Source organism: Klebsiella sp. CN_Kp100 (assembly GCF_040065315.1).
In the GTDB taxonomy this organism is placed as follows: Bacteria; Pseudomonadota; Gammaproteobacteria; order Enterobacterales; family Enterobacteriaceae; genus Klebsiella; species Klebsiella oxytoca.
In genome coordinates this window covers 127,680-153,452 of record NZ_JBEAIJ010000039.1, presented here as the reverse complement: position 1 = coordinate 153,452, position 25,773 = coordinate 127,680, and the positions used below count along the sequence as shown (strand labels likewise).

25 protein-coding genes and 1 other annotated feature are annotated in these 25,773 nt (G+C 54.2%); of the genes, 8 read left to right on the top strand and 17 right to left on the bottom strand.

The features are described from left to right. Positions 1-25: 25 nt before the first annotated feature. Positions 26-1,942: a molecular chaperone DnaK gene (gene dnaK / locus ABLV12_RS16085; RefSeq protein WP_004108401.1), complete on the bottom strand. Its 1,917-nt coding sequence runs from the start codon at positions 1,940-1,942 to the stop codon at positions 26-28. 385 nt (positions 1,943-2,327) lie between these two features. Here dnaK and ABLV12_RS16080 point away from each other — a divergent pair, with 385 nt between their 5' ends. The 3 genes from ABLV12_RS16080 to satP all read left to right on the top strand — a co-directional run bounded on the left by ABLV12_RS16080 (position 2,328) and on the right by satP (position 4,166). After that, positions 2,328-2,732, top strand: a complete 405-nt coding sequence (locus ABLV12_RS16080) for a DUF2541 family protein (RefSeq protein WP_064398496.1) — start codon at positions 2,328-2,330, stop codon at positions 2,730-2,732. Between the two features lie 28 nt (positions 2,733-2,760). Beyond that, entirely contained in the window at positions 2,761-3,510 is a 750-nt protein-coding gene (msyB, locus tag ABLV12_RS16075; protein WP_004108405.1) for an acidic protein MsyB, read from the top strand. A gap of 89 nt (positions 3,511-3,599) precedes the next feature. Beyond that, entirely contained in the window at positions 3,600-4,166 is a 567-nt protein-coding gene (satP, locus tag ABLV12_RS16070) for an acetate uptake transporter (RefSeq protein ID WP_004110413.1), read from the top strand. A 47-nt stretch (positions 4,167-4,213) separates the two neighbouring features. Here satP and ABLV12_RS16065 read toward each other — a convergent pair whose 3' ends face one another. The 3 genes from ABLV12_RS16065 to tal form a co-directional block, all read right to left on the bottom strand. Then, entirely contained in the window at positions 4,214-5,524 is a 1,311-nt protein-coding gene (locus ABLV12_RS16065; RefSeq protein ID WP_160886962.1) for an MFS transporter, read from the bottom strand. Between the two features lie 120 nt (positions 5,525-5,644). Then, on the bottom strand, positions 5,645-6,232 hold the full coding sequence (gene mog / locus ABLV12_RS16060) for a molybdopterin adenylyltransferase (RefSeq protein WP_004108410.1): 588 nt from the start codon (positions 6,230-6,232) through the stop codon (positions 5,645-5,647). Between the two features lie 99 nt (positions 6,233-6,331). Next, positions 6,332-7,285 (bottom strand): transaldolase, encoded by a 954-nt coding sequence (gene tal, locus ABLV12_RS16055; RefSeq protein ID WP_004108412.1) that lies wholly within the window; start codon positions 7,283-7,285, stop codon positions 6,332-6,334. A gap of 203 nt (positions 7,286-7,488) precedes the next feature. Between tal and ABLV12_RS16050 the strand changes: the two genes are divergently transcribed. Both ABLV12_RS16050 and yaaA read left to right on the top strand, forming a co-directional pair. Next, the gene (locus ABLV12_RS16050) at positions 7,489-8,919 is read left to right on the top strand and encodes a sodium:alanine symporter family protein (protein ID WP_004108414.1); all 1,431 of its coding nucleotides are present in this window, start codon (positions 7,489-7,491) and stop codon (positions 8,917-8,919) included. Between the two features lie 77 nt (positions 8,920-8,996). Then, positions 8,997-9,770 (top strand): peroxide stress protein YaaA, encoded by a 774-nt coding sequence (yaaA, locus tag ABLV12_RS16045; RefSeq protein ID WP_004108416.1) that lies wholly within the window; start codon positions 8,997-8,999, stop codon positions 9,768-9,770. 51 nt (positions 9,771-9,821) lie between these two features. On the opposite strand, the gene thrC is transcribed toward yaaA, so the two are convergent. The 6 genes from thrC to yjjY all read right to left on the bottom strand — a co-directional run bounded on the left by thrC (position 9,822) and on the right by yjjY (position 16,087). Continuing rightward, positions 9,822-11,102, bottom strand: a complete 1,281-nt coding sequence (thrC, locus tag ABLV12_RS16040; RefSeq protein ID WP_004108418.1) for a threonine synthase — start codon at positions 11,100-11,102, stop codon at positions 9,822-9,824. Between the two features lie 3 nt (positions 11,103-11,105). Continuing rightward, positions 11,106-12,035, bottom strand: coding sequence for a homoserine kinase (thrB, locus tag ABLV12_RS16035; protein WP_004110407.1), 930 nt, complete (start codon positions 12,033-12,035; stop codon positions 11,106-11,108). Between the two features lies 1 nt (position 12,036). Next, positions 12,037-14,499: a bifunctional aspartate kinase/homoserine dehydrogenase I gene (gene thrA / locus ABLV12_RS16030; protein ID WP_023320300.1), complete on the bottom strand. Its 2,463-nt coding sequence runs from the start codon at positions 14,497-14,499 to the stop codon at positions 12,037-12,039. 25 nt (positions 14,500-14,524) lie between these two features. Then, positions 14,525-14,642 (bottom strand) — a sequence feature (Thr leader region). Further along, entirely contained in the window at positions 14,581-14,649 is a 69-nt protein-coding gene (gene thrL / locus ABLV12_RS16025; protein WP_004222578.1) for a thr operon leader peptide, read from the bottom strand. (Overlaps the previous feature by 62 nt.) Positions 14,650-14,861: 212 nt before the next feature. After that, complete coding sequence (locus ABLV12_RS16020) at positions 14,862-15,548, bottom strand: tRNA/rRNA methyltransferase (RefSeq protein ID WP_017145035.1); 687 nt, start codon at positions 15,546-15,548, stop codon at positions 14,862-14,864. Positions 15,549-15,946: 398 nt separating this feature from the next. Next, complete coding sequence (yjjY, locus tag ABLV12_RS16015; protein WP_001541509.1) at positions 15,947-16,087, bottom strand: protein YjjY; 141 nt, start codon at positions 16,085-16,087, stop codon at positions 15,947-15,949. A 95-nt stretch (positions 16,088-16,182) separates the two neighbouring features. On the opposite strand from yjjY, the gene arcA reads away from it, so the two are divergent. Continuing rightward, a complete protein-coding gene (arcA, locus tag ABLV12_RS16010) occupies positions 16,183-16,899 on the top strand; it encodes a two-component system response regulator ArcA (RefSeq protein ID WP_002887843.1) in 717 nt (238 codons plus the stop codon). 53 nt (positions 16,900-16,952) lie between these two features. On the opposite strand, the gene creD is transcribed toward arcA, so the two are convergent. The 4 genes from creD to creA are packed head-to-tail and all read right to left on the bottom strand — an operon-like array spanning position 16,953 to position 20,980. Then, positions 16,953-18,323: a cell envelope integrity protein CreD gene (gene creD, locus ABLV12_RS16005; RefSeq protein WP_348867151.1), complete on the bottom strand. Its 1,371-nt coding sequence runs from the start codon at positions 18,321-18,323 to the stop codon at positions 16,953-16,955. A 57-nt stretch (positions 18,324-18,380) separates the two neighbouring features. Next, complete coding sequence (gene creC, locus ABLV12_RS16000) at positions 18,381-19,805, bottom strand: two-component system sensor histidine kinase CreC (RefSeq protein WP_064398502.1); 1,425 nt, start codon at positions 19,803-19,805, stop codon at positions 18,381-18,383. A gap of 2 nt (positions 19,806-19,807) precedes the next feature. Then, positions 19,808-20,494, bottom strand: a complete 687-nt coding sequence (creB, locus tag ABLV12_RS15995; RefSeq protein ID WP_004108429.1) for a two-component system response regulator CreB — start codon at positions 20,492-20,494, stop codon at positions 19,808-19,810. Between the two features lie 12 nt (positions 20,495-20,506). After that, the gene (gene creA / locus ABLV12_RS15990; RefSeq protein WP_004110391.1) at positions 20,507-20,980 is read right to left on the bottom strand and encodes a protein CreA; all 474 of its coding nucleotides are present in this window, start codon (positions 20,978-20,980) and stop codon (positions 20,507-20,509) included. 209 nt (positions 20,981-21,189) lie between these two features. Here creA and robA point away from each other — a divergent pair, with 209 nt between their 5' ends. Continuing rightward, a complete protein-coding gene (gene robA, locus ABLV12_RS15985) occupies positions 21,190-22,059 on the top strand; it encodes an MDR efflux pump AcrAB transcriptional activator RobA (protein WP_004108433.1) in 870 nt (289 codons plus the stop codon). Here the strand turns inward: robA and gpmB are convergent. Then, positions 22,056-22,703 (bottom strand): 2,3-diphosphoglycerate-dependent phosphoglycerate mutase GpmB, encoded by a 648-nt coding sequence (gene gpmB, locus ABLV12_RS15980; protein ID WP_004108435.1) that lies wholly within the window; start codon positions 22,701-22,703, stop codon positions 22,056-22,058. The two genes, robA and gpmB, sit on opposite strands and share 4 nt — an antisense overlap. A gap of 114 nt (positions 22,704-22,817) precedes the next feature. Here gpmB and yjjX point away from each other — a divergent pair, with 114 nt between their 5' ends. Beyond that, a complete protein-coding gene (gene yjjX / locus ABLV12_RS15975) occupies positions 22,818-23,339 on the top strand; it encodes an inosine/xanthosine triphosphatase (protein WP_004110389.1) in 522 nt (173 codons plus the stop codon). Here yjjX and trpR read toward each other — a convergent pair. Further along, positions 23,320-23,652: a trp operon repressor gene (gene trpR / locus ABLV12_RS15970; protein WP_004108439.1), complete on the bottom strand. Its 333-nt coding sequence runs from the start codon at positions 23,650-23,652 to the stop codon at positions 23,320-23,322. The genes yjjX and trpR overlap by 20 nt on opposite strands. Before the next feature lie 117 nt (positions 23,653-23,769). Next, positions 23,770-25,707, bottom strand: coding sequence for a murein transglycosylase (gene sltY / locus ABLV12_RS15965; protein WP_004108446.1), 1,938 nt, complete (start codon positions 25,705-25,707; stop codon positions 23,770-23,772). Between the last annotated feature and the right edge of the window lie 66 nt (positions 25,708-25,773).

Genomic DNA, 25,773 nt, shown 5'->3' with positions numbered 1-25,773 from the left:
AGTGTTTTACCCGTTCAAAGGGCGATTATTTTTTGTCTTTCACTTCTTCGAACTCAGCGTCAACAACATCGTCGTCCTTCGCGTTGCTCTCGGAAGCGTCAGCGCCGCCAGCCTGCTGCTGGGCGTGCTGCTGCTGAGCGATTTCCATCAGCTTCTGGGAAGCCTGGGCCAGCGCCTGCATTTTCGCTTCAATATCGGCTTTATCTTCACCTTTCAGGGAAGTTTCCAGCGCGGTCAATGCAGACTCGATAGCGGTTTTATCGTCAGCCGGCAGTTTATCGCCCGCTTCTTCAACCTGCTTACGGGTGCTGTGCAGCAGATGGTCACCCTGGTTACGGGTCTGAACCAGTTCTTCAAACTTACGGTCAGATTCCGCGTTAGCTTCTGCTTCACGAACCATTTTCTGGATCTCTTCTTCGTTCAGGCCAGAAGAGGCTTTGATGGTGATCTTCTGCTCTTTACCGCTGTTTTTGTCTTTCGCGGAAACGTGCAGGATACCGTCGGCGTCAATATCGAAGGTGACTTCGATCTGCGGCATGCCGCGCGGCGCCGGGTTAATCCCATCCAGGTTGAACTGACCCAGAGATTTGTTATCAGATGCGCGTTTACGCTCACCCTGCAGCACATGGATGGTTACCGCAGACTGGTTGTCTTCCGCAGTAGAGAACACCTGGCTGTGCTTAGTCGGGATAGTGGTGTTCTTGTTGATCAGCGCAGTCATCACGCCGCCCATGGTTTCGATACCCAGAGAAAGCGGGGTAACGTCCAGCAGCAGTACGTCTTTTACTTCACCGGTCAGAACACCGCCCTGGACAGCTGCGCCAATGGCCACGGCTTCGTCCGGGTTAACGTCTTTACGCGGCTCTTTACCAAAGAACTCAGCAACTTTCTTCTGCACCATTGGCATACGAGTCTGGCCGCCAACGAGAATAACGTCGTTGATGTCAGACACGGACAGGCCAGCATCCTGCAGAGCAACTTTCAGCGGCTCGATGGAACGGTTAACCAGATCTTCTACCAGGCTTTCCAGTTTCGCACGGGTCACTTTAATGTTCATGTGTTTCGGACCGGTGGCATCTGCGGTGATGTACGGCAGATTCACGTCGGTCTGCTGAGCAGAAGAGAGTTCAATCTTCGCTTTCTCAGCGGCTTCTTTCAGGCGCTGCATCGCCAGCGGGTCGTTACGCAGGTCGATGCCCTGATCTTTCTTAAACTCGTCAACGAGGTAGTTGATCAGACGGGTGTCGAAGTCTTCGCCGCCCAGGTGGGTGTCACCGTTGGTCGCCAGAACTTCGAAGGTTTTTTCACCGTCAACTTCGTCGATTTCGATAATGGAGATATCGAAAGTACCACCACCAAGGTCGTATACCGCAATAGTACGGTTGCCGACTTCTTTATCCAGACCGTAAGCCAGCGCAGCGGCTGTCGGTTCGTTGATGATACGTTTGACTTCCAGACCTGCGATACGGCCGGCGTCTTTGGTTGCCTGACGCTGAGCATCGTTGAAGTAAGCTGGTACGGTGATTACCGCTTCAGTTACCGGTTCGCCCAGGTAATCTTCAGCCGTTTTCTTCATTTTCTTCAGCACTTCAGCAGAGATCTGCGGCGGTGCGGTTTTGGTGCCTTTCACATCAAGCCATGCGTCGCCGTTATCTGCGGCCACGATTTTGTACGGCATGATAGAAACGTCACGCTGGACTTCTTCGTCCTGGAAGCGGCGGCCAATCAGGCGTTTAATCGCAAACAGGGTGTTTTGCGGGTTTGTCACTGCCTGACGTTTAGCCGGCTGACCAACCAGAGTTTCACCATCCTGGGTATAGGCAATGATAGAAGGCGTGGTGCGATCGCCTTCGGCGTTCTCCAGCACGCGTGCAGTAGTGCCATCCATAATCGCTACACAAGAGTTGGTAGTACCCAGGTCGATACCAATAATTTTACCCATCTAAACGTCTCCACTAAAAATTCAGTCAACATGTGGTTGTGAACCTGTAATAAGGGCGAAACGTGCGGTTTCAACTACCCAGACATCATTTTTTTTCAGGTTCATTCACTGCGGTTGACTACAAGATGGGGTCACCCGCGACTTCATCAAGGGGGGGATACGAAAAATTTTTACTCTGACCGCGCCGCCGGGTACGTCCCGGCAGCCGATAACGCGCGAAATGCCGCGCTAAAAACGCCCATTACATAATTTAAAATTATTATTAAACCTAAATACATTCACGCCGTAATTGACATAATCCGCAATCATTACGTGCTAAATACAATAAAGTTCCAGTGATAAAATGCGTCGTCCTAATAACCCATCTAATAATCAGGAAATCCTCATGAAATCACTGATTCATATATCAGCAGGATTATTTTTGAGCGCGACGTTAGCCACGTCGGCGTCCGCTAACGATCATAAAATTTTAGGGGTTGTCGCCATGCCGCGAAATGAGACTAACGATCTCACCCTGAAGCTACCGATATGCAGGGTAATTAAGCGTATCCAGCTGACTGCCGATCGCGGCGATGTCCAGCTGTCCGACGCAACGGTGTACTTCAAAGTCAGCAACAGCGCCAGCCAAAGCCTCAGCGTCCCGTCAACTATAAAAGAAGGGGAAACAACCGGCTGGATTAATATTAATAGCGACAACGACAACAAACGCTGCGTTAAAAAAATCGCTTTTTCTGGTCACACCATTAACTCTTCCGATATGGCCTCGCTAAAAATTATCGGCGACGATTAATATTCCGGTTCACATTATCAAAACGCTTATGAAGATTAATTATCTGGATGATGAAGACCTCTCTTTTCTGCATCGCTGCAGCGAAGAGCATCTGGAAACATTCACTCGAATTCTGACTCACAATGAGAATGGAAAACCCCGGCTTTCAAGTACGCTATTGCGTAATGAAACCTTTCAGGCGATGGAAGGACACCCTGAGCGCTATCGCCGCAACTGGCAGCTCATTGCCGGGGAACTCCAGCACTTTGGCGGTGATAGCATCGCCAACACGCTGCGTCGTCATGGCAAGTTCTATCGCGAAATTTTGCTGGACGTCTGCAAGAGACTAAAAATCAAAACCGATAAACAAGCCTCTACCCCGGAAATAGAACAACATCTCCTGGAACACTTTCTGGAGCATAGCTGGAAAAAGATGGATGAGCGGCAAAAAGCCGACTTCTTTAGTGCCGTTGAGTGTCGTGTCAAAGAGCAGAAAGAACTGCTTCCCCATCTGCTTCAGACAAATAAGTTAGCGCAGGGAGTCTCGCATCTTCTTGAAACCCGACTGACGAAGATCCTCCGCACCCACGCCGCGGTGAGCGTCATCGGCCACGGGCTGGTACGCGGAGCAGGGCTTGGCGGACCGCTCGGCGCCGCGTTTAATGGGGTAAAAGCCGTGAGCGGCAGCGCATATCGGGTGACCATTCCAGCCGTGTTGCATATTGCCTGTTTAAGGCAAATGACCAGACTTCATCAGGGAAAAAATGAAATTGGCGAAAAATACCCCGCCAGATCATAGACAGTATCGTAACGCCTAATTATTATGCCGCGCCCCGACGCAGAGACGGCGGGGAATGCTTCCCTTTCTAATCATTATTTTGAGGAATTATGGGCAACACTAAGTTGGCTAATCCGGCACCGCTGGGCCTTATGGGCTTCGGCATGACCACTATTCTGCTTAACCTGGCAAATAGCGGCCTGTTCGCGTTTGATGTAGCTATCCTGGCGATGGGCATTTTTTATGGCGGCATTGCGCAGATTTTTGCCGGCCTGCTGGAATTTAAAAAAGGCAACACTTTTGGCTTAACCGCATTTACGTCTTACGGCGCTTTTTGGCTGACGCTGGTTGCCATTCTTCTGATGCCGAAAATGGGCCTTGCTGAAGCGCCTGATGCACACTTCCTCGGTATGTACCTTGGACTGTGGGGCGTTTTCACCCTGTTCATGTTCTTTGGCACTCTGAAAGCCGCACGTATGCTGCAGTTTGTTTTCCTCAGCCTGACCGTGTTGTTCGCTCTGCTGGCGATTGGCCACCTGGCTGATAACGAAGGCATTGTGAAGATCGCTGGCTGGGTGGGTCTGGTCTGCGGCGGCAGCGCCATCTATCTGGCGATGGGTGAAGTGCTGAACGAGCAGTTTGGCCGCACCGTTCTGCCAATCGGCGAAAAGCATTAATTCATTGTCGCCGCTCGTTCACGAGCGGCGACATGAGTCACCTTGATTTAAGGCAGACGCTGCAGTTCAGCTTTCGGCGCTGCAACCTGCTGATCCAGTCCCTGACGCAGCCAGATCCCCAACCCCAATCCCATAAACGACAGTGCCAGCACATACCACGCGGGCGCCATCGGCGAAACGCCCATCAGCATGGTCACCGCAATCGGCGTCAGGCCGCCAAAGATGGCGTAAGAGACGTTATAAGAGAACGAAATACCGGTAAATCGGACCTCCGCCGGGAACGCGCGCACCATCACATACGGAACCGCCCCGACCACGCCAACGCATAACCCCACCGTACCGTAGAGCAGGAACAGGCGCTGCGGGCTATCACCGGAAAGATGATAGAAAGCCCAGCTTGCCGCAGCGAGGAATAAGCTGCCGACAATAAACGTGCGGCTGGCGCCAAAACGATCGGCGGCCAGGCCTGCCAGCAGGCAGCCGATACAGAGCATGATGGTAGCGATGCTGTTCGCCTGCAGGGTGATGGCGGGAGCAAAGCCGTAGTGTTTTTGTAGCCAGACCGGAGACATGAGGATCACCACCACCACGCCTGCGGATAACAGCCACGTCAGCAGCATTGAGACCACAACCGCCTTCTGATGCTTCAGCGTGACGGCTTTAACCGGCAGCTCCTGCGCTAATGCCTTACGCTGCTGCATTTCGAGGAAAATCGGCGTCTCCTGAAGCCAACGGCGCAGATACATGGCGACGAGGCCAAATGCGCCGCCTAACAGGAACGGGATACGCCAGCCGCCATCGTGGATACCCTGAGGGGTGAGGTGCGTATTAATCAGCGTCGCGACAACCGAACCAAGTAAAATACCCACCGTCAGACCGGCAGTCAGCGTACCGCAGGCGATACCTATTCTTTTTTCCGGTACATGCTCGGCAACGAAGACCCAGGCGCCGGGAACTTCACCGCCAATCGCTGCGCCCTGAAGAATGCGCATCAGCAACAGCAAAATCGGCGCCACGATGCCCATCGATGCGTAGGTAGGCAGTAGACCAATCGCCAGCGTAGGCAGCGCCATCAGTAGAATGCTCAAAGTAAACATTTTCTTACGCCCAACCAGATCGCCAAAGTGGGCCATAATGATGCCGCCAAGAGGACGCGCTAAATAGCCTGCCGCAAAAATGCCGAAGGTTTGTACCTGTCGCAGCCACTCAGGAATATCCGCCGGGAAAAACAGCTCGCCGACAACGGCGGCAAAGAAAACAAAGATGATGAAATCATAAAACTCCAGCGCGCCGCCAAGCGCGGCAAGCGTCAGGGTTTTATAATCCTGTCGGTTCAGGGGTCGGGTATAGTGTGACATAACGAGCAATCATCCAGAGGTGTGAAGAGATTCTACGCAGTGTGTAAAGTAAAAAACACTATATCGTAAATAAAACAACACACCACTGATGTTGCAGGTTATTTCAGGAATGCATTAAATTCAGGATAATGTTTCACGTCTCGCGCTTTTAGGGCGAAAAGCTGCTACAACATTGCCGTTTGTTTCGACATATGGCCCCTCAAGCAACTGTACACAATACGGTACACTTGCAAAAACTCCGTGCACCAGCACGTTACCCTCGGCATCTTTTACGCCTTCCAGGGTTTCTTCAATCGCTTTCGGCTGCCCGGGCAGGTTAAGGATCAGCGCCTGCTTGCGAATAACGCCAACCTGGCGAGAAAGAATGGCCGTCGGCACAAAGTGCAGGCTCACCTGGCGCATTTGCTCGCCAAAGCCTGGCATCACCCGATCGGCAATCGCCAGCGTCGCATCCGGGGTCACGTCACGGCGAGCCGGGCCCGTGCCACCGGTAGTCAGGACCAGATGACAGCCCATTTCATCAACCAGTTCGCACAGCGTTTGCTCGATAATAACCTGTTCATCCGGGATCAAGCGGGTTTGCAATTCGAAAGGCGTGGATAGCGCACGGGCCAGCCACTCTTCAAGCGCCGGGATGCCTTTATCCTGATAGACGCCGCTGGAGGCGCGATCGGAGATGGAAACTAAGCCGATTCGTAAGGTGTTCATGATTATTCCGTTCAAACAGTATTAATAGCCAGAATAATACACCGAGGGGAGCAAGGCAGACAGTTTAATGTGGCCGACGGGCGTCGGCCACATGGGGGATTACAGCAGATCGCCGATCATTTTTTCCAGTTTTTCCTGGTCGATCGCAAACTTACGGATACCTTCCGCCAGTTTGTCTACCGCCATCGGATCCTGATTGTGCTGCCACAGGAATTCGGATTCGGTGATGCGAGCCGGACGGGCTTTCACTTCGCCGCTGAAAGACAGTTTACGCTCAACCGCGCCTTCGCTTTCAGCCAGCTCTTTCAGCAGGGCCGGAGCGATGGTCAGGCGATCGCAGCCGGCCAGTTCCAGGATCTCGCCGAGGTTACGGAAGCTTGCGCCCATAACCACAGTTTCGTAGCCGTGCTGTTTGTAGTATTCGTAGATTTCGCTCACGGACACTACGCCCGGATCTTCTGCCGGCGCGTATTCTTTCTTATCGGTGTTCGCTTTGTACCAGTCGAGGATACGGCCCACAAACGGAGAAATCAGGAATACGCCCGCTTCCGCACAAGCACGCGCCTGAGCGAAGGAGAACAGCAGAGTCAGGTTACAGTTGATGCCTTCTTTTTCCAACTGCTCAGCGGCGCGAATGCCCTGCCAGGTAGAAGCCAGTTTGATCAGAATGCGATCGTTACTGATGCCGGCATCGTTATACAGCTTGATTAGGCGCTTAGCTTTGGCGATAGATGCATCGGTGTCATAGGACAGACGAGCATCAACTTCGGTGGAAATACGGCCAGGGATCAGCTTAAGGATTTCGAGACCAATGTTCACCGCCAGCTTATCGGAAGCATCGATAATCTGCTGCGCGCGATCGCTACTCTGGCCGCGAGCCCAGGCAACAGCGTCATCAATCAGCTTACGGTACTCAGGGATCTGAGCCGCGCCGAGAATCAAAGAAGGGTTAGTCGTGGCGTCCTGAGGCTGATACAGCTTCATTGCCGCGATATCTCCGGTATCAGCTACGACAGTGGTGTACTGACGCAGAGAAGTCAATTTATCCGTCATGATAGTGTTTCTCTTAAACAGCAGTTAAGGGGATGTAACCGGTCTGCCAAGATGATAACACGCTGCCGGGGCAGCGCAACCGCCTACAATGCATGAGCGCAGAGTGTGATAAACTGGGCCAATTAATTACCTGAACACTAAAGGATTGTCACTGGATTGGTAGCGCTTACACTCGCGCGCCGATATGGGCAATAGGATGCTTGATGCCTGATTTTCTGTCGTTTATCAATGAAATACTTTGGGGCTCGGTAATGATCTACCTGTTACTGGGCGCTGGCGTCTGGTTTACCTGGCGAACAAAATATATTCAGTTCCGTTATATCCGCCAGTTCAGCAAAAGTCTGAAAAAAAGCCTTCAGCCGCAGCCCGGCGGCTTAACGTCTTTTCAGGCGCTGTGCATGAGCCTGGCGGCGCGCGTGGGCAGCGGCAATATGGCTGGGGTTGCGCTGGCCATTGCCGCTGGCGGCCCGGGCGCCGTTTTTTGGATGTGGATCTCGGCGCTGCTCGGCATGGCCAGCAGCTTCGCCGAATGCTCTCTGGCGCAGCTTTATAAAGAGCGCGACTCTCGCGGCCACTTTCGCGGCGGTCCGGCCTGGTATATGGCCCGGGGGCTCGGCATGCGCTGGATGGGCGTGCTGTTCTCTATTCTTCTCCTGCTGGCCTACGGTGTTATTTTTAACACCGTCCAGGCCAACTCCGTTGCCCATGCCATGGAGTATGCGTTTCGTTTACCTGATGTCATCACTGGCGGCGTGCTTGCGGCCCTGACCCTACTGGTCATCATTCGCGGTATTCGCGGCGTAGCGCGGTTGATGCAGTGGCTCGTGCCGGCTATGGCTTTGCTGTGGGTGATGGCCAGCCTGGTCATTGGCTTGTGGCATATCAGCGCCCTGCCGACGATTTTTGAAATTATTTTCCGCTGCGCTTTCGGTTGGCAGGAGGCCGCTGCAGGCGCGGTGGGCTATACCATCAGCCAGGCGCTCACCAGCGGCTTTCAGCGCGGGATGTTCTCCAATGAAGCGGGTATGGGTTCGACGCCAAATTCTGCCGCCGCCGCTGCCTCCTGGCCACCTCATCCCGCAGCGCAGGGGATCGTACAAATGATCGGCGTCTTTATTGATACCATCGTCATCTGTACCGCCAGCGCCGTGATCATTATGCTGGCGCCAAGAGACGGCAATGAAGGGGTGGCAAACGGTATTCAGGCTATCCAGCACTCGATGAACAATCTTGTCGGCGACTGGGGTGCCAGCTTTGTCGCTTGTATCGTGCTGCTGTTCGCCTTCAGTTCGATCGTCGCAAACTATATCTATGCCGAAAATAACCTCATCTTTCTGCGCATGGATAGCCTCCGCAACATCTGGCTGCTGCGTCTGCTGACGCTGTGCATGGTCATCACCGGAGCGGTAGTCAGCCTGCCGGTAGTCTGGCAGATGGCGGATATTATCATGGCGCTGATGGCGATAACTAACCTGACGGCTATCCTGCTGCTGTCGCCGACGGTGCGCATCATTGCCAGCGATTACCTGCGGCAGCGCAAGCTGGGCCAGCGGCCGGAATTTGACGTCACCCGCTACCCTGAAATCCATCAACAGCTGGTACCGGGAACCTGGGATAACCTGCCGCGCGAATAGCGCGGCAATCGCAGCTATCGATCCTCTCTTGAGGTTTTTTTGCTAAAGTCGTCAAAAATTTCCCGTAAGGACTGGATATGCTCATTCTGATTTCACCTGCCAAAACGCTTGATTATCAAAGTCCGCTGGCAACGACGCGTTATACTCAGCCAGAGCTGCTGGAACACTCTCAGGAGCTTATCGGCATTGCCCGCCAGCTGTCGGCACCACAGATTGCTAAACTGATGGGCATCAGCGACAAGCTGGCCGATCTGAACGCGACCCGCTTCCACGACTGGCAGCCAGACTTCACCCCGGACAATGCCCGTCAGGCGATCCTGGCGTTTAAGGGTGATGTCTATACCGGCCTGCAGGCAGAGACCTTTAGCGAAGCTGATTTCGATTTTGCCCAGCAGCATCTGCGGATGCTGTCCGGCCTGTATGGCGTTCTGCGCCCGCTGGATCTGATGCAGCCGTATCGCCTGGAAATGGGTATTAAGCTTGAGAATGCGAGGGGTAAAGACCTGTATCACTATTGGGGAGACGTCATCACCGATAAGCTGAATCAGGCACTGAAAGCCCAGGGCGACGATATCGTGGTCAACCTTGCCTCTGATGAATACTTCAGGTCGGTGAAAGCCAAACGGCTTGAGGGCCAGCTGATTAAGCCGGTATTCCTTGATGAGAAAAACGGCAAGTTTAAAGTGATCAGCTTCTACGCTAAAAAAGCGCGCGGCTTGATGAGTCGTTATATCATTGAGAATCGCTTAACGAAGCCTGAGCAGTTGACCCGCTTTGATAGTGAAGGCTATTTCTTTGACGCCGAGGCTTCGGATAACGGAGAACTGGTCTTTAAACGCCACGAGCAGTAAAAACACGCTCCCCTGCTGCGGATAATGCAGGAGGGGAGCGCTGAATCAGGCTTAACCCATCATCAGCTTACGCAGCGCGGCAAAATCAGCCGGCAGATCATGCGACAGCAGCGGCAAATCGGCACGATCGGCCAGCTCTTTCGGCAGCGGCAGCGTCTCCTGCAGAATCTCTTCCACGCTCTCTTTAAATTTCGCCGGATGCGCCGTGCCGAGGAACAGACCATATTCGCCGGGCTGCAGCTGGTCGCGTAGCGCGCGATAGGCAATCGCCGCATGCGGTTCAGAGGTATAGCCGATGGCTTTCAGCTCACGCATGGTCTTTTTGGTGGTTTCATCATCCACCGCCGCGTAGCCCAGCTCGTTCAGACGCCAGATTTTACGACGGAACAGCTCTTCCACACGCGGCCAGTTGTTCGGCTGGCTGACGTCCATCGCGTTAGACAGCGTGGCCTGAGTCGCTTTTGGCGACCAGTTACCGTCCTGCAGGAAGCGCGGTACGGTATCATTGGCGTTAGTCGCCGCGATAAAACGCTTGATCGGCAGCCCCAGAGATTTAGCCAGCAGACCGGCGGTCAGATCGCCAAAGTTACCGCTGGGTACCGAGATAACCAGCTGATTACGGGCTTCCTGAGGCAGCTGAGCAACGGCTTCAAAGTAGTAGCAAATCTGCGCCAGCAGGCGGCTGATATTGATTGAGTTAGCCGAGTTAAGACCCAGCGCAGCTTTCAGCTCTTCATCATCAAATGCCTGCTTAACCAGCGCCTGACAGGCATCAAAGTCACCGTCGATTGCTACGGTTTCAATGTTGCCGCCCAGGGTGCAGAACAGCTTTTCCTGCAGCGGGCTGATTTTGCCGCGCGGATAGAGAATGACGACTTTGACGTTAGGCAGACCATAGAACGCATGCGCAACCGCCGCGCCGGTATCACCCGAGGTGGCCGTCAGAATAGTGACCGGTTTGTCGCCTGCGATATGGGTCAGCATTTGCGCCATAAAGCGGCCGCCGAAGTCTTTAAACGCCAGAGTCGGACCGTGAAACAGTTCGAGGCAGCCGACGTCGTCCTGCACTTTACTTACCGGTGCCGGGAAGGTAAAGGCGGCGCCGATACGTTCTTGCAGAACCTCCTGCGGGATCTCGTCGCCGATAAATGCCGACAAAATTTTTGCGCTACGCGACACGAAGTCCTGCTGCAGCATTTCGTCGATTTCAGTCAGGCTGAATTCCGGCAGATCGTGCGGGAAGAACAGCCCCTGATGCTTGCCAAGCCCCTGCGTAACGGCCTGCGCAAAGCTGACCTGTTCGTTATGATCTTTTAAGTTATAGAGTTTCATTGGTTATCCCACTACTCGAGCGCCCGCCGTGTCCAGCCGGCAAATATGAACGAAGCCTTCCTTATTTTGCAGATAGTGCGTAGCCAGCCAGTCGGCGACGCGCTGCGCGGTTTCCGGTTTATCGCATAATGCAAACAACGTTGGACCGGAACCGGAAATGCCGCACGCCTGCGCGCCAATTTCCATTGCTGCCTGACGCGCTTCGCTGAAGCCCGGCAGTAGTTTGGTACGATACGGTTCGGCAATGACATCTTTCATCAGCTTCGCCGCCAGCTGAGGCTGACGGCTATAGCAGGCGTGAATAAAGCCCGCCAGATGGCGACCGTGGGCAATACAGTCCTGACGGCGATACTGCGCCGGGAGAATGGCCCGCGCTTCCGCAGTTGAGACTTTAATCCCCGGATAGGCCAGCACCCACAGCCATTCATCAAATGCCGGTATCTGCTGGCTGATGATGCCGTTTTCCTCAAGCATCAGCTGAATCCCGCCCAGATAGCAAGGGGCGACGTTATCATAGTGAATGCTGCCGGAAATCCGCCCTTCCATCTCGCCCATCAGCGCCAGCATTCGGCTCTCATTGAGCGGCTTACCGCAGAATTCATTCATCGCCACCAGCGCGGCAACCACGGAACAGGCGCTGGAGCCCAGGCCGGAACCAATCGGCATGTTTTTTTCCAGCGTCATCGCCACCGGTACCTGTTTGCCAATCTCCTGGCAAAAACGCTCCCAGCATTGATAGACGATATTCTCCTGCGCAGCCGTCGGCAGTTTACTGGCGAAGCGACCCACGTTTTGCAGGCTAAAGCTCGCCGCCGCTTCAACCGAGACGTTGTCCCCCAGCAGCGTGCCGTCGACCGGCGTTACCGCCGCGCCCAGCACGTCAAACCCGACGCTCATGTTGGCACTGGAAGCCGGGGCATATACTTTGACCATCTTAAACTCCTAACTTCCATGACAGGGTACGCAGCAGATCGGCAAAAACGCCAGCCGCGGTGACATCATTCCCCGCGCCATAACCGCGCAGCACCAGCGGCAGTGGCTGATAATAGTGGCTGTAAAACGCCAGCGCATTCTCGCCGTTTTTCACTTTAAACAGCGGATCGTTGCCGTCTACCGCGGCAATTTTCACGCGGCAGGTGCCATCCTCTTCGATATTGCCAACATAACGCAAGACTTTACCTTCATCGCGCGCTTTAGCGACCCGTGACGCAAACTCATCATCCAGTGACGGCAGACGCGCCATAAAGCTGTCAACATCACCGCTGGCATCAAAATCCGCCGGCAGCGCCGGCTCTACGATAATGTCAGACAGCTCCAGCTCTCGCCCGGTTTCACGAGCCAGAATCAGCAGCTTACGCGCGACATCAACGCCAGAAAGATCGTCGCGCGGATCCGGTTCGGTATAGCCCATCTCACGCGCCAGCTTCGTCGCGGCAGAGAAGCTTACGCCCTCATCCAGCTTGCCGAAGATAAATGACAGCGAGCCGGACAGAATACCGGAGAAGTGCAGCAGTTCATCACCGGCATTCAGCAAATTTTGCAGGTTCTCGATTACCGGCAGCCCCGCGCCGACGTTGGTGTCGTAGAGAAACTTGCGTCGTGAGCTGCTCGCGGCATGACGCAGCTGATGATAGTAATCCAGCGATGAGGTATTGGCCTTTTTGTTCGGCGTCACCACGTGGAAGCCTTCGCGCAGGAAATCGGCATACTGATCGGCCACCGCCTGGCTGGAGGTACAGTCGACAATCACCGGGTTCAGCAGATGGTACTCTTTCACCAGACGAATGAGTCGTCCCAGGTTGAACGCCTCTTTGGCTTCCGCCAGCTCATCGCGCCAGTGTTCCAGGTTCAGTCCGTGTACGTTGGTCAGTAAAGCGCGAGAGTTGGCTACCCCGCAAACGCGCAGGTCAATATGTTTACTCTTCAACCAGCCCTGCTGGCGCTTAATCTGTTCGATCAACGCGCCGCCGACGCCGCCGATGCCAATCACAAACACTTCAATCACCTGATCGGTATTGAACAGCATCTGGTGAGTCACGCGAACGCCTGTGGTCGCATCATCGTTGCTGACGACAACGGAGATGGAGCGCTCGGAAGAGCCCTGTGCAATCGCCACAATGTTGATATTGGCGCGCGCCAGCGCAGCGAAGAATTTGGCGGAAATCCCGCGTAGCGTCCGCATGCCATCGCCGACAACCGAAATAATTGCCAGGCGTTCCATGATCGACAGCGGCTCAAGCAGCCCCTCTTTCAGCTCCAGATAGAATTCATCTTCCATTACCCGCTTCGCCCGAGCGCAGTCGCTCTGCGGCACGCAGAAGCTGATGCTGTATTCGGAAGAGGATTGGGTGATAAGTACGACGGAGATTCCCGCACGGGACATAGTGGCGAACACGCGCGCCGCCATGCCAACCATCCCCTTCATCCCCGGACCGGAGACGTTGAACATCGCCATGTTGTTGAGATTAGAGATACCTTTCACCGGCAGATCGTCTTCATCGCTGCTGCCGCCGATAAGCGTACCCGGCGCCTGCGGATTACCGGTATTTTTGATTAAACAGGGGATCTGGAACTGGGCGATGGGGGCGATAGTACGCGGGTGCAAAACTTTAGCGCCGAAGTAGGAAAGCTCCATCGCTTCCTGATAGGACATCGACTTCAACAGACGCGCATCCGGGACCTGACGCGGGTCGCAGGTATAAACGCCGTCAACGTCGGTCCAGATCTCACAGCAGTCGGCGCGCAGGCAGGCTGCCAGTACCGCTGCGGAGTAGTCAGAGCCGTTACGACCCAGCACCACCAGTTCGCCCTTTTCGTTACCCGCGGTAAAGCCCGCCATCAGCACCATATGGTCAGCCGGGATCTGGCTGGCGGCAATGCGACGAGTCGACTCTGCGATATCTACGGTGGATTCGAGGTAATGGCCAACGGCAAGCAGTTTTTCAACCGGGTTAATCACCGTGACGTTATGACCGCGCGCTTCCAGCAAGCCGGCCATAATGGCGATTGAGAGCTTTTCACCCCGGCAAATAAGGGACGCGTTAACGCTATCCGGACACTGCCCAAGCAGGCTAATACCGTGCAGAACGTGTTTGATTTGCGCAAATTCCTGCTCGACAAAAACCTTCAGCTGAGCGTGTGGAAAGCCCGGCTGAGCATCGGCGAGCCCTTGCAGAAGTTCGGCGAAAATGCGTTCGGCATCAGCGATATTGGTCAACGCATCCTGCCCGCCGATCGTTTTTTCGATCATCGCAACCAGGTGGTTAGTGATCTTCGCCGGGGCAGACAGTACGGTCGCTACCTGCCCCTGCCTGGCATTACTTTCCAGAATATCGGCAACACGCAGAAAACGTTCTGCATTTGCCACTGATGTACCGCCGAACTTCAACACACGCATGGTTATGACCCCTTGATTTTTTATCGAAAAAAAAGCCCGCACTGTTCAGGTGCGGGCTTTTTTCTGTGTTTCCTGTACGCGTCAGCCCGCACCGTTACCTGTGGTAATAGTGGTGGTGATAATCGTGGTGATCATGCCGATGCGATTCATGGATGTTGTGTACTCTGTAATTTTTATCTGTCTGTGTCCTGTGCCTATATTGGTTAAAGTATCTGCCGACTTAAGTCAATGAATTTCTACTTTTAGCCGGTTTTTATGCACCTGGCCAATACGCCACAACGACCTGATACTTCATCCGTATTTACGCATTTCTGCGTTGTTTCTTAGCATATAAAACCATGTGAAAAAAACATGGCAGAATTTTACTCTGGCAGGTTTTTTTCAATATCATGCAGTAAACGATGCAGCATGGCGGTGTCTCGCTGCTGCAGAAGACCTATTCGCTGCTGAAGCCAGTCGGTCAATTTTATATCGTCGCCGACGCCGAGGCGATTGAGCAGATCGAGCGTGCGCAGACGTAACGCCTGCAGCTGATTGTCATCGACGCCTGGGGCTACGGTCGTGGTTTTTTGCAGCAAAGAGGTCAGCTGATAGCAATATACCATCACCGACTGCCCCAGATTCAGCGAAGGATAGTCTGCCGCCATCGGCACGCCGGTCAGCACATCGGCAAGCGCCAGCTCTTCATTGGTCAGACCGGAATCTTCACGGCCAAATACCAGCGCGGCATGATGCATCCACTGCGCTTTCTCTTCCAGTAGCGGTAAAAGCTGCTGCGGCGTCGCGTAGTAGTGAAAACGAGCCCGACTGCGGGCCGTCGTGGCGACGGTAAAATCGACATCGTGTAGCGCCTGCTCCAGAGTGGCATAAGTCTGAATATTATCGAGAATATCGCCGGAGCCGTGCGCGACCCAGCGCGCGGCAGGCTGCAAATGAGCCTCGCTATCGACGATCCTCATATCGCTAAACCCCATAGTTTTCATTGCCCTGGCTGCCGCACCCACGTTTTCTGCCCGCGCCGGGGACACTAATACTATTGATAAACGCATTCGTTCTCTCTTTTGCTTTTCCAGGCGTGGAAATGACAATTCATCCCTTCATTTTACGCGCCGTAAATTTACAAATTTGCAACAAAAATCACTAAATTTGAGCTTTATCACCCATAAAAAAAACTAAACTATTCCCAAGGCACCATGACACAGAGTATGTTAACAGAACAGCTTTATCCGTATGTTTGGCAATGAGATTTATGCCCGAATACGTTTTGAAGCTTTGGATTCACCACGTTTATTATTTTCTCATTGCAACTAGTTGAGCAGGGTATGAATTGTGAGTATGAATCCGGTTTAGATGCAATGATTTCACATGACTGTTAACGTGCTACAATTGAACTTGATATATGTCAACGAAGCGTAGTTTTATTGGGTGTCATGCCTCACTTAGCCTGTTATGTTGCTGTTAAAATGGTTAGGATGACAGCCGTTTTTGACACCGTCGGGTCCAGAGGGAAAGTACCCACGACCAAGCTAATGATGTTGTTGACGTTGATGGAAAGTGCATCAAGAACGCAATTACGTACTTTAGTCATGTTACGCCGGGCATGTTAATTTGCGACATGCACCAGGCAGGTCAGGGACTTTGGTACTTCCTGTTTCGATTTAGTTGGCAATTTAGGTAGCAAACATGCAGACCCCGCACATTCTTATCGTTGAAGACGAGTTGGTAACACGCAACACGTTAAAAAGTATTTTCGAAGCAGAAGGTTACGATGTATTCGAAGCGACCGATGGCGCGGAAATGCATCAGATCCTGTCTGAAAATGATATCAACCTGGTGATCATGGATATCAACCTGCCAGGCAAAAATGGTCTCCTGTTAGCACGCGAGCTGCGTGAGCAGGCGGACGTCGCGCTGATGTTCCTCACCGGTCGCGATAACGAAGTGGATAAAATCCTTGGCCTCGAAATCGGCGCCGATGACTATATCACTAAACCGTTCAACCCGCGTGAACTGACGATCCGCGCTCGCAACCTCCTCTCCCGTACCATGAACCTGGGTACCGTGAGCGAAGAACGCCGCAGCGTAGAAAGCTATAAGTTCAACGGCTGGGAGCTGGATATCAATAGCCGTTCGCTGGTAAGCCCAAATGGTGAGCAGTATAAGCTGCCGCGCAGTGAATTCCGCGCCATGCTGCACTTCTGCGAAAATCCGGGCAAAATCCAGTCGCGTGCAGAACTGCTGAAGAAAATGACCGGCCGTGAGCTGAAGCCGCACGACCGTACCGTGGACGTGACCATCCGTCGCATTCGTAAGCATTTTGAGTCCACTCCGGACACCCCGGAAATTATCGCCACCATTCATGGCGAGGGGTACCGCTTCTGTGGCGACCTGCAGGAATAACTCCGTTTTTCTTGCTGTCATAACGTAAAAACGGCGCTATTCGCGCCGTTTTTTTATTTCCAGATCCTGAGCTTATCGTCATCATCGCCAACATCATCGCCAACGCATGGCTGATTATCTTTGGCTTTCGGTAGAGATAACGCGTACCAGTCAACATGGCGAGTCAGGAACATAAGCGCACTTAACGCCAGCAGCAGCACACCGGTACCCAGCAATAATGCGCTATCTTCCGAACGCAGCAGCAGCCACATAATGCCATCCAGCAGCAGTAGCGCACAGACGAACAGGAAGCTATTCCGCCACCCTTTCAGCACCGCCTGAAGATACACGCCATTGATGAGCGCGCCGATCAAACTGGCGGCAATCCATGATGACGTAAAGCCGATATGTTCGGACAGCGCCAGCAGCACCAGATAGAACATAACCAGCGACAGCCCCACCAGCATATACTGCATGGGGTGCATACGATAAAGGGTTAAACTTTCAAACACAAAGAACGCCATAAATGTCAGTGCTATCAATAGAATGGCATATTTTGTCGCCCTGTCGGTCAGCTGATATTGATCGGCAGGCGTGGTGACATTCACGTTGAATGCAGGTAGCTGACGCCACTCAATTTCCCGGTCATCGACAAAAAACCTGGCCATATTGTTGGCAAACCAGGTGCTTTGCCACTGTGCGCTATAGCCTGTTGGGCTAACCTCACGCTTGCCGGGTAAAAAATCGCCAAGGAATCCCGGATGCGGCCAGTTGCTGGTTAGCTGTAGCGTGCTGTTGCGCCCAAGCGGTACCACCGAGAAGCTGCCGCTACCATTCAGATTAAGTGTGAATTCAATATCCAGCGCTTTTTGTTCAGGTAACAACAGCGGCATTGGCATATGAATGCCCTCTCCGCTCTCGCCAGTGCCGGGCCCTGGCTCAACGGACAGCGTCTCGCCGTTGACCTCAGGAGCCTTAATCTCGCCAATCCCGCGCGCATCGCTAACGCTAACGACCAGAAATGGCCTCCCCAGCGTAATCGTACTTTTCCTGAGCGCCGTGATTCGTGCCGGGTCAAAATGCGCCTTGATGCTGAGATTATTGTGCCAGATTTGCCCTTCATAGATACCGACCCGCCGGGATTCAACGTCCTGATTACCGTTAACCGCCAGCGTCTCCGGCAGCCAGTAATGCACCCATTGATTCTGATATTCGACCGTTTTTTTGCCCTCAACCCGAGTCAACGTCTCGGTTACGGGAATGGCGATGAGCGGCCCGGCCAGCTTCTGCGCCCCGCTGGTGCTGCTCTCCAGAGCCTCAATGACGTCGCTACGATAATCCGCGCGTTCGTCGATCAGCTGTCTGACAATCATCAGCGGGATCGACAACAGTAAAATACATCCCAGCAGGGTGCTCATTTTCCAGAATAGTGGTGATTTCAACATAGCCCTCTCCTTAGTGATGCGCTCACCTTAAAGAGGCTATGTGGGGAGAGTTTGAAGCTATGTGAAGTGAGCGTGAAGTCTCAGCAAAGCGCACGCCCCGCCTTCAGGGCGATTAATCAGCTGAATATCCCCCTGATGCAGGCGCGCAACCTCACGCACAAATGCCAGCCCCAGGCCGCTGCTTTTATGTCCATCGTCGCGCGGCAGTGAGTAGAAACGCTCAAAAATACGCCCCAGCGCATAGTCTGGAATACCGCTTCCCGTATCGCTTACGGTCAAGAGTACGCCGCCATCGTTTTCTTCCGCGCCAAGCAGGATCTCTCCTTCCACAGGAGTGAAATCGATAGCGTTATCAAGGAGATTGCCCAACGCCTGCGCCAAAAGTTCGCGATCGCCCTCAACCGTCAGGGTTGTCTCCTGCCAGCGTAGCTTGAGGTTTTTCGCCGCCAGCGCGATCTCTCGCTCCTCGGCAAGGCGGCGAAAAAGCGCTGCTACAGAGACGGGACGCCTGGCGATCTCCAGCCGATTCTCCAGCCGGGCCTGCTGGAGTAAATTTTCTACTAGCGACTGCATACGCGCATTCTGCGCCAGGATATTACGGGTAAAACGCGCGGCGATCTCAGGCGGAGGCGCTTCCTGGAGAATTTCTGCCGCGCCGCGAATCGCCGCCAGCGGGCTCTTCAGCTCATGGGTCAAGGCATACACGTAGTTTTCAATGGCGTTTTTTCCTTCCAGCTTAAGGCGCATACTCTCCAGCGCCTGCGCCAGCCTACGCAGTTCGCTGCCGCCGACATCCGGCAACGGAACCGGGCGGTCGGCGGTCACGGAGTCCGCGTAACGAACCAGCTTGCCGATGGAGAAATTAATCCACCACACCATCCCGGCGCCGATCAGTAGCGCGATACCCAGCAGCGCGCCTCCGGCCCACAGAATACGGCGCTCGCTGCGTTTGATTACCGGCGCCATGGCCAGATTGGGTTTTCCAACGCTCAGCACGCCAATGATCCGGCCATTGTCGCTCACCGGCGCGGCAATATACATCACCGAGCTGTCGTCGTCGTTCGGGTCGCTGCGGGTACTGCGCGCCCCGTATTGGCCGCGTAAAGTGAGCCAGACATCGTTCCAGCGCGAATAGTCCTGTCCCACCGCTTTGCCCGCAGAATCAAATACCACTTTGCCCTGCGCGTCAGTCAGATAGATATGATATTCGTTACGCACTTTATTAATGCCGGCGATATTGGCGTTAATCGGTTGTCGATGAAGCGACTGGAAAGCCTGGGCCAGCCGCCCATGCTGGGGATCGGCGGAGAGTAAATCCTCGCGGGCCAACTCGGCAAGCAAGGTGGCCGTATCAATCAGCGTACCTTCCGTTGCCCGCCGCACCCCGGGCTTAATCTCCTGGACAAAGATGGAAAGCACAAACCAGGCCGCGATAGCGACAATCAAAAAATAGCCCAGCAGCAGCCGCATTCCGATGCGCATCACTAACCTCCAAGGCTGTATCCCATGCCGCGATGCGTACTAATAGGGGAGATATTGGGGTTAACTTCTCGCAGCTTCGCGCGCAGCGTTTTGATATGGGTATCCACGGTGCGATCGAAGCTCTCGTTCGCGTCGCCCCAAACTTGCTCCATCAGCAGCTGGCGAGAAAAAATGCGGCCGGGAGAGTGAAGCAGCGTTTTTAATAATAAAAACTCATAGCGGGTCAGATTCAGGGGCTGTCCGCACCACGTAACCTGAGCCGCAGCGTCATGCAGAGTAAATTCCCCTACCCGTAGCAGCGGCGAAGGCGCGGCAAATTTTTGCAGCCGCCGCAGGACGGTGCGCACCCTGGCGCACACTTCACGAGGGGAAAAGGGCTTGGCGATATAATCATCGGCGCCGATTTCCAGGCCAAGCAGCTTATCCACCTCTTCGCTGCGGGCCGTCAGAAACAACACCGGCAACGCCGGATAGCGGGCCAGCAGACGACGGCATAGCTCAAAACCGCTGATATCCGGCAGCCCGACGTCGAGGATCGCCAGGTCGGGTATTTGATGATGGGCGGCATCCAGTGCGGGTAGCCCGCGCTCAAACGCCGTAACGATAAATCCTTCCTGTTGCAGCATGTAGACAAGCGTATCGGCAATGCTGAGCTCATCTTCCACCAACCAGATCCGCGGTTGTTGCATCGGCGTTCCCTGTTATTTATTCCATGGCATAATCGGCACGGCGCTAAGCGCATTCTTCGGCGAGCCATCAACGATTTTATCTGAATAGGTCAGATAGACCAGCGCATTGCGTTTCGCATCATAAAAACGCACGACCTGCAGCTTTTTAAAAACCAGCGAGGTGCGTTTCTGGAATACCACATCGCCCTGCTTTTTCCCGTTTTTAATTTTATCCGTCAGCTCAATGGGCCCCACCTGCTGACAGGAAATTGCGGCATCAGAGGTATCTTCCGCCAGGCCTAACCCGCCTTTAATTCCGCCGGTTTTTGCGCGACTGATGTAGCACGTCACGTTCTGGACATCCGGATCGTCAAAGGCCTCCACGACGATTTTATGATCCGGACCAAGAAACTTAAATACCGTATCCACGGAGCCGATTTGCTCCGCCTGGGCCACCTGACAGCCGGCCAGTAAAAACATTCCTGCAACTAACTTCTTGTATTTCATATTGTTACCATTCTTAAAAATTTAGCTGAGTGATAATCACTCATTATGAAGAAAAGTTTTATAGATCACAGCTTTACAAAATTACCACCGATACTTGTGGAATAATCGCATTTAAAAGCAAAAAAAACACTGAATGCTAAAACATTAAAAAATGCTATTATCCGCTACCTTTAGTATCAGGCACCTGAGTTTAAGGATGGGGATATTTTATGGATCAAGCAGGGATTATTCGCGATCTCCTTAGCTGGCTGGAAGGTCACCTGGATCAGCCACTCTCACTGGACAATGTGGCAGCGAAGGCAGGTTATTCCAAGTGGCATCTGCAAAGAATGTTCAAGGACGTCACCGGCCACGCCATCGGTGCCTATATTCGCGCCCGTCGCTTATCTAAGTCAGCGGTTGCCCTGCGCCTGACCGCACGTCCGATTCTCGATATCGCGCTGCAGTATCGTTTTGATTCGCAGCAGACGTTTACGCGTGCTTTCAAAAAGCAGTTTTCGCTGACGCCAGCCCTCTATCGACGCTCTCCAGACTGGAGTTCTTACGGTATGCGCCCTCCGCTGCGTCTGGGCGAGTTCACCATGCCGCAGTATGAATTCGTCACGCTGAACACCACTCAGCTGGTTGGCGTCACTCAGAGCTATACCTGTAAGCTGGAAGAGATCTCCGATTTCCGTAATCAGATGCGCGTTCAGTTCTGGCGTGAATTCCTCGCCAATACGCCGTCAATTCCCCCGACGCTGTACGGCCTGCACGAACCGCGCCCCAGCATGGATAAAGACGATGAGCAGGAGGTGTTCTACACCACCGCGCTGACGCCGGAGCTGGCTAACGGTCACCTGCACAACGCCCATCCGGTGACGCTGGAAGGCGGCGAGTACGTGATGTTTACCTACGAAGGATTGGGTACCGGGTTACAGGAATTTATTCTGACGGTTTACGGCACCTGCATGCCGATGCTCAACCTCACCCGCCGTAAAGGTCTGGATATCGAACGTTTCTTTCCGGAAGATGAAAGCCGGAATCAGGAACCGCCCATTCAGCTACGCTGCGAATACCTGATCCCGATTCGTCGTTAACGCTGTAGTTCATCCATCGCGGGGGCATCAAGATGCGAAACATCCCCCGCGGTTTCCACTACCCATCCTGACGCCAGCCAGGGGCTCTGCTGATAGTCAACGCGGGAAATGGAGCAGTTGCGCAGACGCAGACGTCGCTCCGCGTATGCCGGCAAACCAAGAATCGTACTCACCAGACATCCCAGCGCCATGCCGTGGCTCACCAACAGCGGCCGGCTGCCTGCGGGCAGTTCCAGGCAAGATGCCAGCGCCGCATGCATACGCTCGCTCAGCTCCTGCATCGATTCCCCCTGCGGGATACGCCCATCGGGCGTGCCGTTGACCAGCTGGCGACGCCAGCCCTCTTCTTCTTCGCTTAGCGAGTCAATATGGCGCTTTTCCAGCACGCCCATATCCAGCTCACGCAAGCGTGAATCGGTTATGACGCTGCATCCGCAGGCTTCAGCGATGATTTCTGCGGTACGCCGCGTCCGACCTAAGTCGCTGGCAATTATATGCGTAATCCCCAGCGTTCTGGCGCGCTCGCCTACCTGCCAGGCCTGACGCTCACCGTGGGCGGTAAGCGGACTGTCGGACTGGCCCTGAATACGTCGCTCGGCGTTCCACTGCGTTTCACCGTGGCGAACAAGGTATACCTGTAACATGCTTTATTATCCGTTATGAGCTCTTAACCCTCTCGCTTCAAGCATAGCCGCCTGCAACAAGAAGGGTTTGGAGTATACTGCGATGATGTTAAGTCATTCTGAGTTATTTTGATTATGCACCATGTTGTCTCAGCTACCACTAATCCCGCCAAAATTCAGGCAATTCTGCAGGCTTTCAACGAGATCTTCGGCGAAGGATCCTGCCACATTGAGTCCGTCTCCGTCGAGAGCGGCGTGCCGGAACAGCCTTTTGGTAGCGACGAAACGCGCGCTGGCGCACGAAATCGCGTGGCTAACGCGCGTCTTGCGCAGCCAAATGCGGACTTCTGGGTCGCCATTGAAGCCGGAATCGACGAGGGCAGCACTTTTAGCTGGGTGACCATCGATAACGGTAGCCTGCGCGGCGAAGCGCGCTCGGCAACCCTACCGCTGCCGCAGGTCATTCTTGAAAAAGTTCAGGCAGGGGAAGCGCTGGGTCCAGTGATGTCTCAGCATACCGGCATCGATGAAATTGGCCGTAAAGAGGGTGCAATCGGCGTATTTACGGCCGGAAAACTGACCCGCAGCAGCGTTTATCATCAGGCCGTCGTGCTGGCGCTAAGTCCGTTTCATAACGCTATTTATCGCCAGCGTTAAACAACGACTGTTCCAGCCATAAACGCAGCTCCGGCGGCGCTGACTTGAGGCTGTTCGAACCGCGGGTGATAGTCGCGATGCCGGCGCCGAGTTCATTTTTTAGCTCGCGCTGGCTCATCTCACCGCGCAGCAGCTCTTCAATAATACGTACCCGCGTACCCAGCGCCTCGCGCTCGTCGGGGGTCAGCATAAGCTGTAAAAGCGGCAGATGAAGATCGTCGGCGTACGCCTGCTGTAAGAGCGCGACAAAACGCAGCCACTCCTGATGACGCTGTTCGGCTACCGCTGCTGAATAGGGGGATTGTTGGGTCATGTTACGCCACCTGTCGGATGTACTCACTAACGAGTACAAAGCATAACATACTTCTGTCCGGACTCTACGGATTTCGGGCAACATCGCCTTTTGCTATGTTGCCCGAAAACGACAGCGCTAGTAGCGCAGCTTCCACTCCGCATCGCTCAGCAGAGCATCTTTCTGGCCCATAAAATAGCGATAGTAGGCATCATAGGACAAAACGTTTTTGACGTAGCCGCGCGTTTCAGAGAACGGAATGCTCTCGACAAACGCCACCGCGTCAATACGGCCGCCGCTGTTGCCCCGCCACGTGCGCACCCGCCCTGGCCCGGCGTTATAGGCCGCTGAGGCGAAGATACGGTTATTGCCAAACTGCTGATAAACATACTGCAGATAGCTGGTACCAATGTTGATGTTCATTTCCGGATCCAGCAGCTGCGATGGACCGCTATAGCCAGGGATACTGAACATGCTCACCGTATGCGTCGCCGTACCCGGCATAATCTGCATCAGACCGCGGGCACCTACCGGTGAACCGGCTTTCGGGTTCCAGGCGCTCTCCTGACGCGCAATGGCCATCGCGTAGCTTTGCGGAATATCTTTCCCGCTGATGTAGCGTTTGAAAAGATCGTTATAGGCCAGCGGGAAACGCTCTTCCAGTTGATCCCACAGTTTCCCGGCGATCGTGGCCTGAACGCTGAGATCCCACCAGTTCTGATTAAACGCGTAACGCGCCAGCTGTGCCTGCTGATCTTTGGTCTTGCTGGTGACCAGATTGGCCCACTCGCTGCGGGCGGTATTGTCCATATTCCAGTACATGAGCTCGCGGACTCGCGCCATTTCCGGCCCGGAGGTCAGCGCCGGATCGAGATTAGCGGGAGCTTTATCAATACGGAAAGTGTACTCCTCGCCCAGGCGCTGGGCTGCGACCATCGGGTAGAAACCGCGCTGCTGCATCAGCGAGCGCAGAATATCTTTCGCTTCATCATCGCGCCCGCGCTCCAGCAGCAGATCGGCCTGCCAGTAGCGCCATTCATCCTTCTCTTTCGCTTCCATCGGCAAACGCGCCAGCCAGGTATTCAGGCCACGACGATCGCCAAGACCAAGCGCCATACGTACCCGGCGCTCCACCAACGAAGTGGATTGGGAGCGCATGATAGCGTCGTCGCGCCAGATGGCCTGCTCTTCGGTCACGTCGCTGCCCATCAGTCGCCAGGCGACGATGTCACGCAGCTCCTGGATTTGATCTTCATTAAGCTGCTGCGCCTGCGCTAATGAAGGGATCATCAGGCGCGCATTTTCCACGTCCTGCCGCGCAACGCTGGCAAAGGCGACCGCCGCCATCTGGCGGGTAAAATCCGTCGCGCCGGTTGTACGGGCAAAGGTCATAACGCTATTCGGATCGTTAGCCAGCGCGATAACCGCCGTCGCAATCGTTTGATAATCGGACGGCATCTGCTGGGCCAGAACCCTTACCAGGCTGGTATTTCCCGCCTTCATCGCCAGACGGATCCGTTCAAGATAGGCCAACGGATCCTGCTGACCTGAGGCCCGCCAGGCGCCAAATAGCCGATCGCAGGCGTTTGGCTGGCTTTTGCCGCTCAGCCACAGCGCTTTCGCCCCATCCCAGGCTTCCTGAGTCTGGCCGACGTTCCATTTCGCATAGTAGTAATTACACTGCGCTTCGGTACCGGTCGGTTTCTCCGGGCTAAACGCCAGCAGGCCTCGCCAGTCGTCGCGACGCGCCAGTTCGTTAACAAAGCGGGATTTCAGCGATCGTGCGGGAGGCAGCGTAGGGTTAGCGGCGATAAAATTGGTGACCACCAGCGCCGGTTGGTTCATCAGATCGTCGGTTATCTGACGATACTGGAGATAAGGATAAAGCGGATAGGTCGTCAGGGTGGGCATCAGCTGATTGACGACATCCATCTGTCGGTTGTCCCATGCCTGTTTAGTTTGAGCATAGCGGCTGCGCTGTTCATCCAGTGAATCCGCATGCGCCAGTTGGCTTAACGTCAGCAGACTTACGCCGGCGGCCAGAAGACGCCACGTCACAGTTTTGGCTTTTTCCACAAGCTCTTCCTCTATTCAGGTACATCACAGCAGCATCATGCCGCGGGCAAAAATTTCAGGTATTAC

Bases quoted from the DNA above. Each gene is read 5' to 3' on its own strand.
- dnaK (WP_004108401.1), bottom strand. From the start codon at position 1,942: ATGGGTAAAATTATTGGTATCGACCTGGGTACTACCAACTCTTGTGTA.
- ABLV12_RS16080 (WP_064398496.1), top strand. From the start codon at position 2,328: ATGAAATCACTGATTCATATATCAGCAGGATTATTTTTGAGCGCGACG.
- msyB (WP_004108405.1), top strand. From the start codon at position 2,761: ATGAAGATTAATTATCTGGATGATGAAGACCTCTCTTTTCTGCATCGC.
- satP (WP_004110413.1), top strand. From the start codon at position 3,600: ATGGGCAACACTAAGTTGGCTAATCCGGCACCGCTGGGCCTTATGGGC.
- ABLV12_RS16065 (WP_160886962.1), bottom strand. From the start codon at position 5,524: ATGTCACACTATACCCGACCCCTGAACCGACAGGATTATAAAACCCTG.
- mog (WP_004108410.1), bottom strand. From the start codon at position 6,232: ATGAACACCTTACGAATCGGCTTAGTTTCCATCTCCGATCGCGCCTCC.
- tal (WP_004108412.1), bottom strand. From the start codon at position 7,285: ATGACGGATAAATTGACTTCTCTGCGTCAGTACACCACTGTCGTAGCT.
- ABLV12_RS16050 (WP_004108414.1), top strand. From the start codon at position 7,489: ATGCCTGATTTTCTGTCGTTTATCAATGAAATACTTTGGGGCTCGGTA.
- yaaA (WP_004108416.1), top strand. From the start codon at position 8,997: ATGCTCATTCTGATTTCACCTGCCAAAACGCTTGATTATCAAAGTCCG.
- thrC (WP_004108418.1), bottom strand. From the start codon at position 11,102: ATGAAACTCTATAACTTAAAAGATCATAACGAACAGGTCAGCTTTGCG.
- thrB (WP_004110407.1), bottom strand. From the start codon at position 12,035: ATGGTCAAAGTATATGCCCCGGCTTCCAGTGCCAACATGAGCGTCGGG.
- thrA (WP_023320300.1), bottom strand. From the start codon at position 14,499: ATGCGTGTGTTGAAGTTCGGCGGTACATCAGTGGCAAATGCAGAACGT.
- ABLV12_RS16020 (WP_017145035.1), bottom strand. From the start codon at position 15,548: ATGCGTTTATCAATAGTATTAGTGTCCCCGGCGCGGGCAGAAAACGTG.
- yjjY (WP_001541509.1), bottom strand. From the start codon at position 16,087: ATGACTAAAGTACGTAATTGCGTTCTTGATGCACTTTCCATCAACGTC.
- arcA (WP_002887843.1), top strand. From the start codon at position 16,183: ATGCAGACCCCGCACATTCTTATCGTTGAAGACGAGTTGGTAACACGC.
- creD (WP_348867151.1), bottom strand. From the start codon at position 18,323: ATGTTGAAATCACCACTATTCTGGAAAATGAGCACCCTGCTGGGATGT.
- creC (WP_064398502.1), bottom strand. From the start codon at position 19,805: ATGCGCATCGGAATGCGGCTGCTGCTGGGCTATTTTTTGATTGTCGCT.
- creB (WP_004108429.1), bottom strand. From the start codon at position 20,494: ATGCAACAACCGCGGATCTGGTTGGTGGAAGATGAGCTCAGCATTGCC.
- creA (WP_004110391.1), bottom strand. From the start codon at position 20,980: ATGAAATACAAGAAGTTAGTTGCAGGAATGTTTTTACTGGCCGGCTGT.
- robA (WP_004108433.1), top strand. From the start codon at position 21,190: ATGGATCAAGCAGGGATTATTCGCGATCTCCTTAGCTGGCTGGAAGGT.
- gpmB (WP_004108435.1), bottom strand. From the start codon at position 22,703: ATGTTACAGGTATACCTTGTTCGCCACGGTGAAACGCAGTGGAACGCC.
- yjjX (WP_004110389.1), top strand. From the start codon at position 22,818: ATGCACCATGTTGTCTCAGCTACCACTAATCCCGCCAAAATTCAGGCA.
- trpR (WP_004108439.1), bottom strand. From the start codon at position 23,652: ATGACCCAACAATCCCCCTATTCAGCAGCGGTAGCCGAACAGCGTCAT.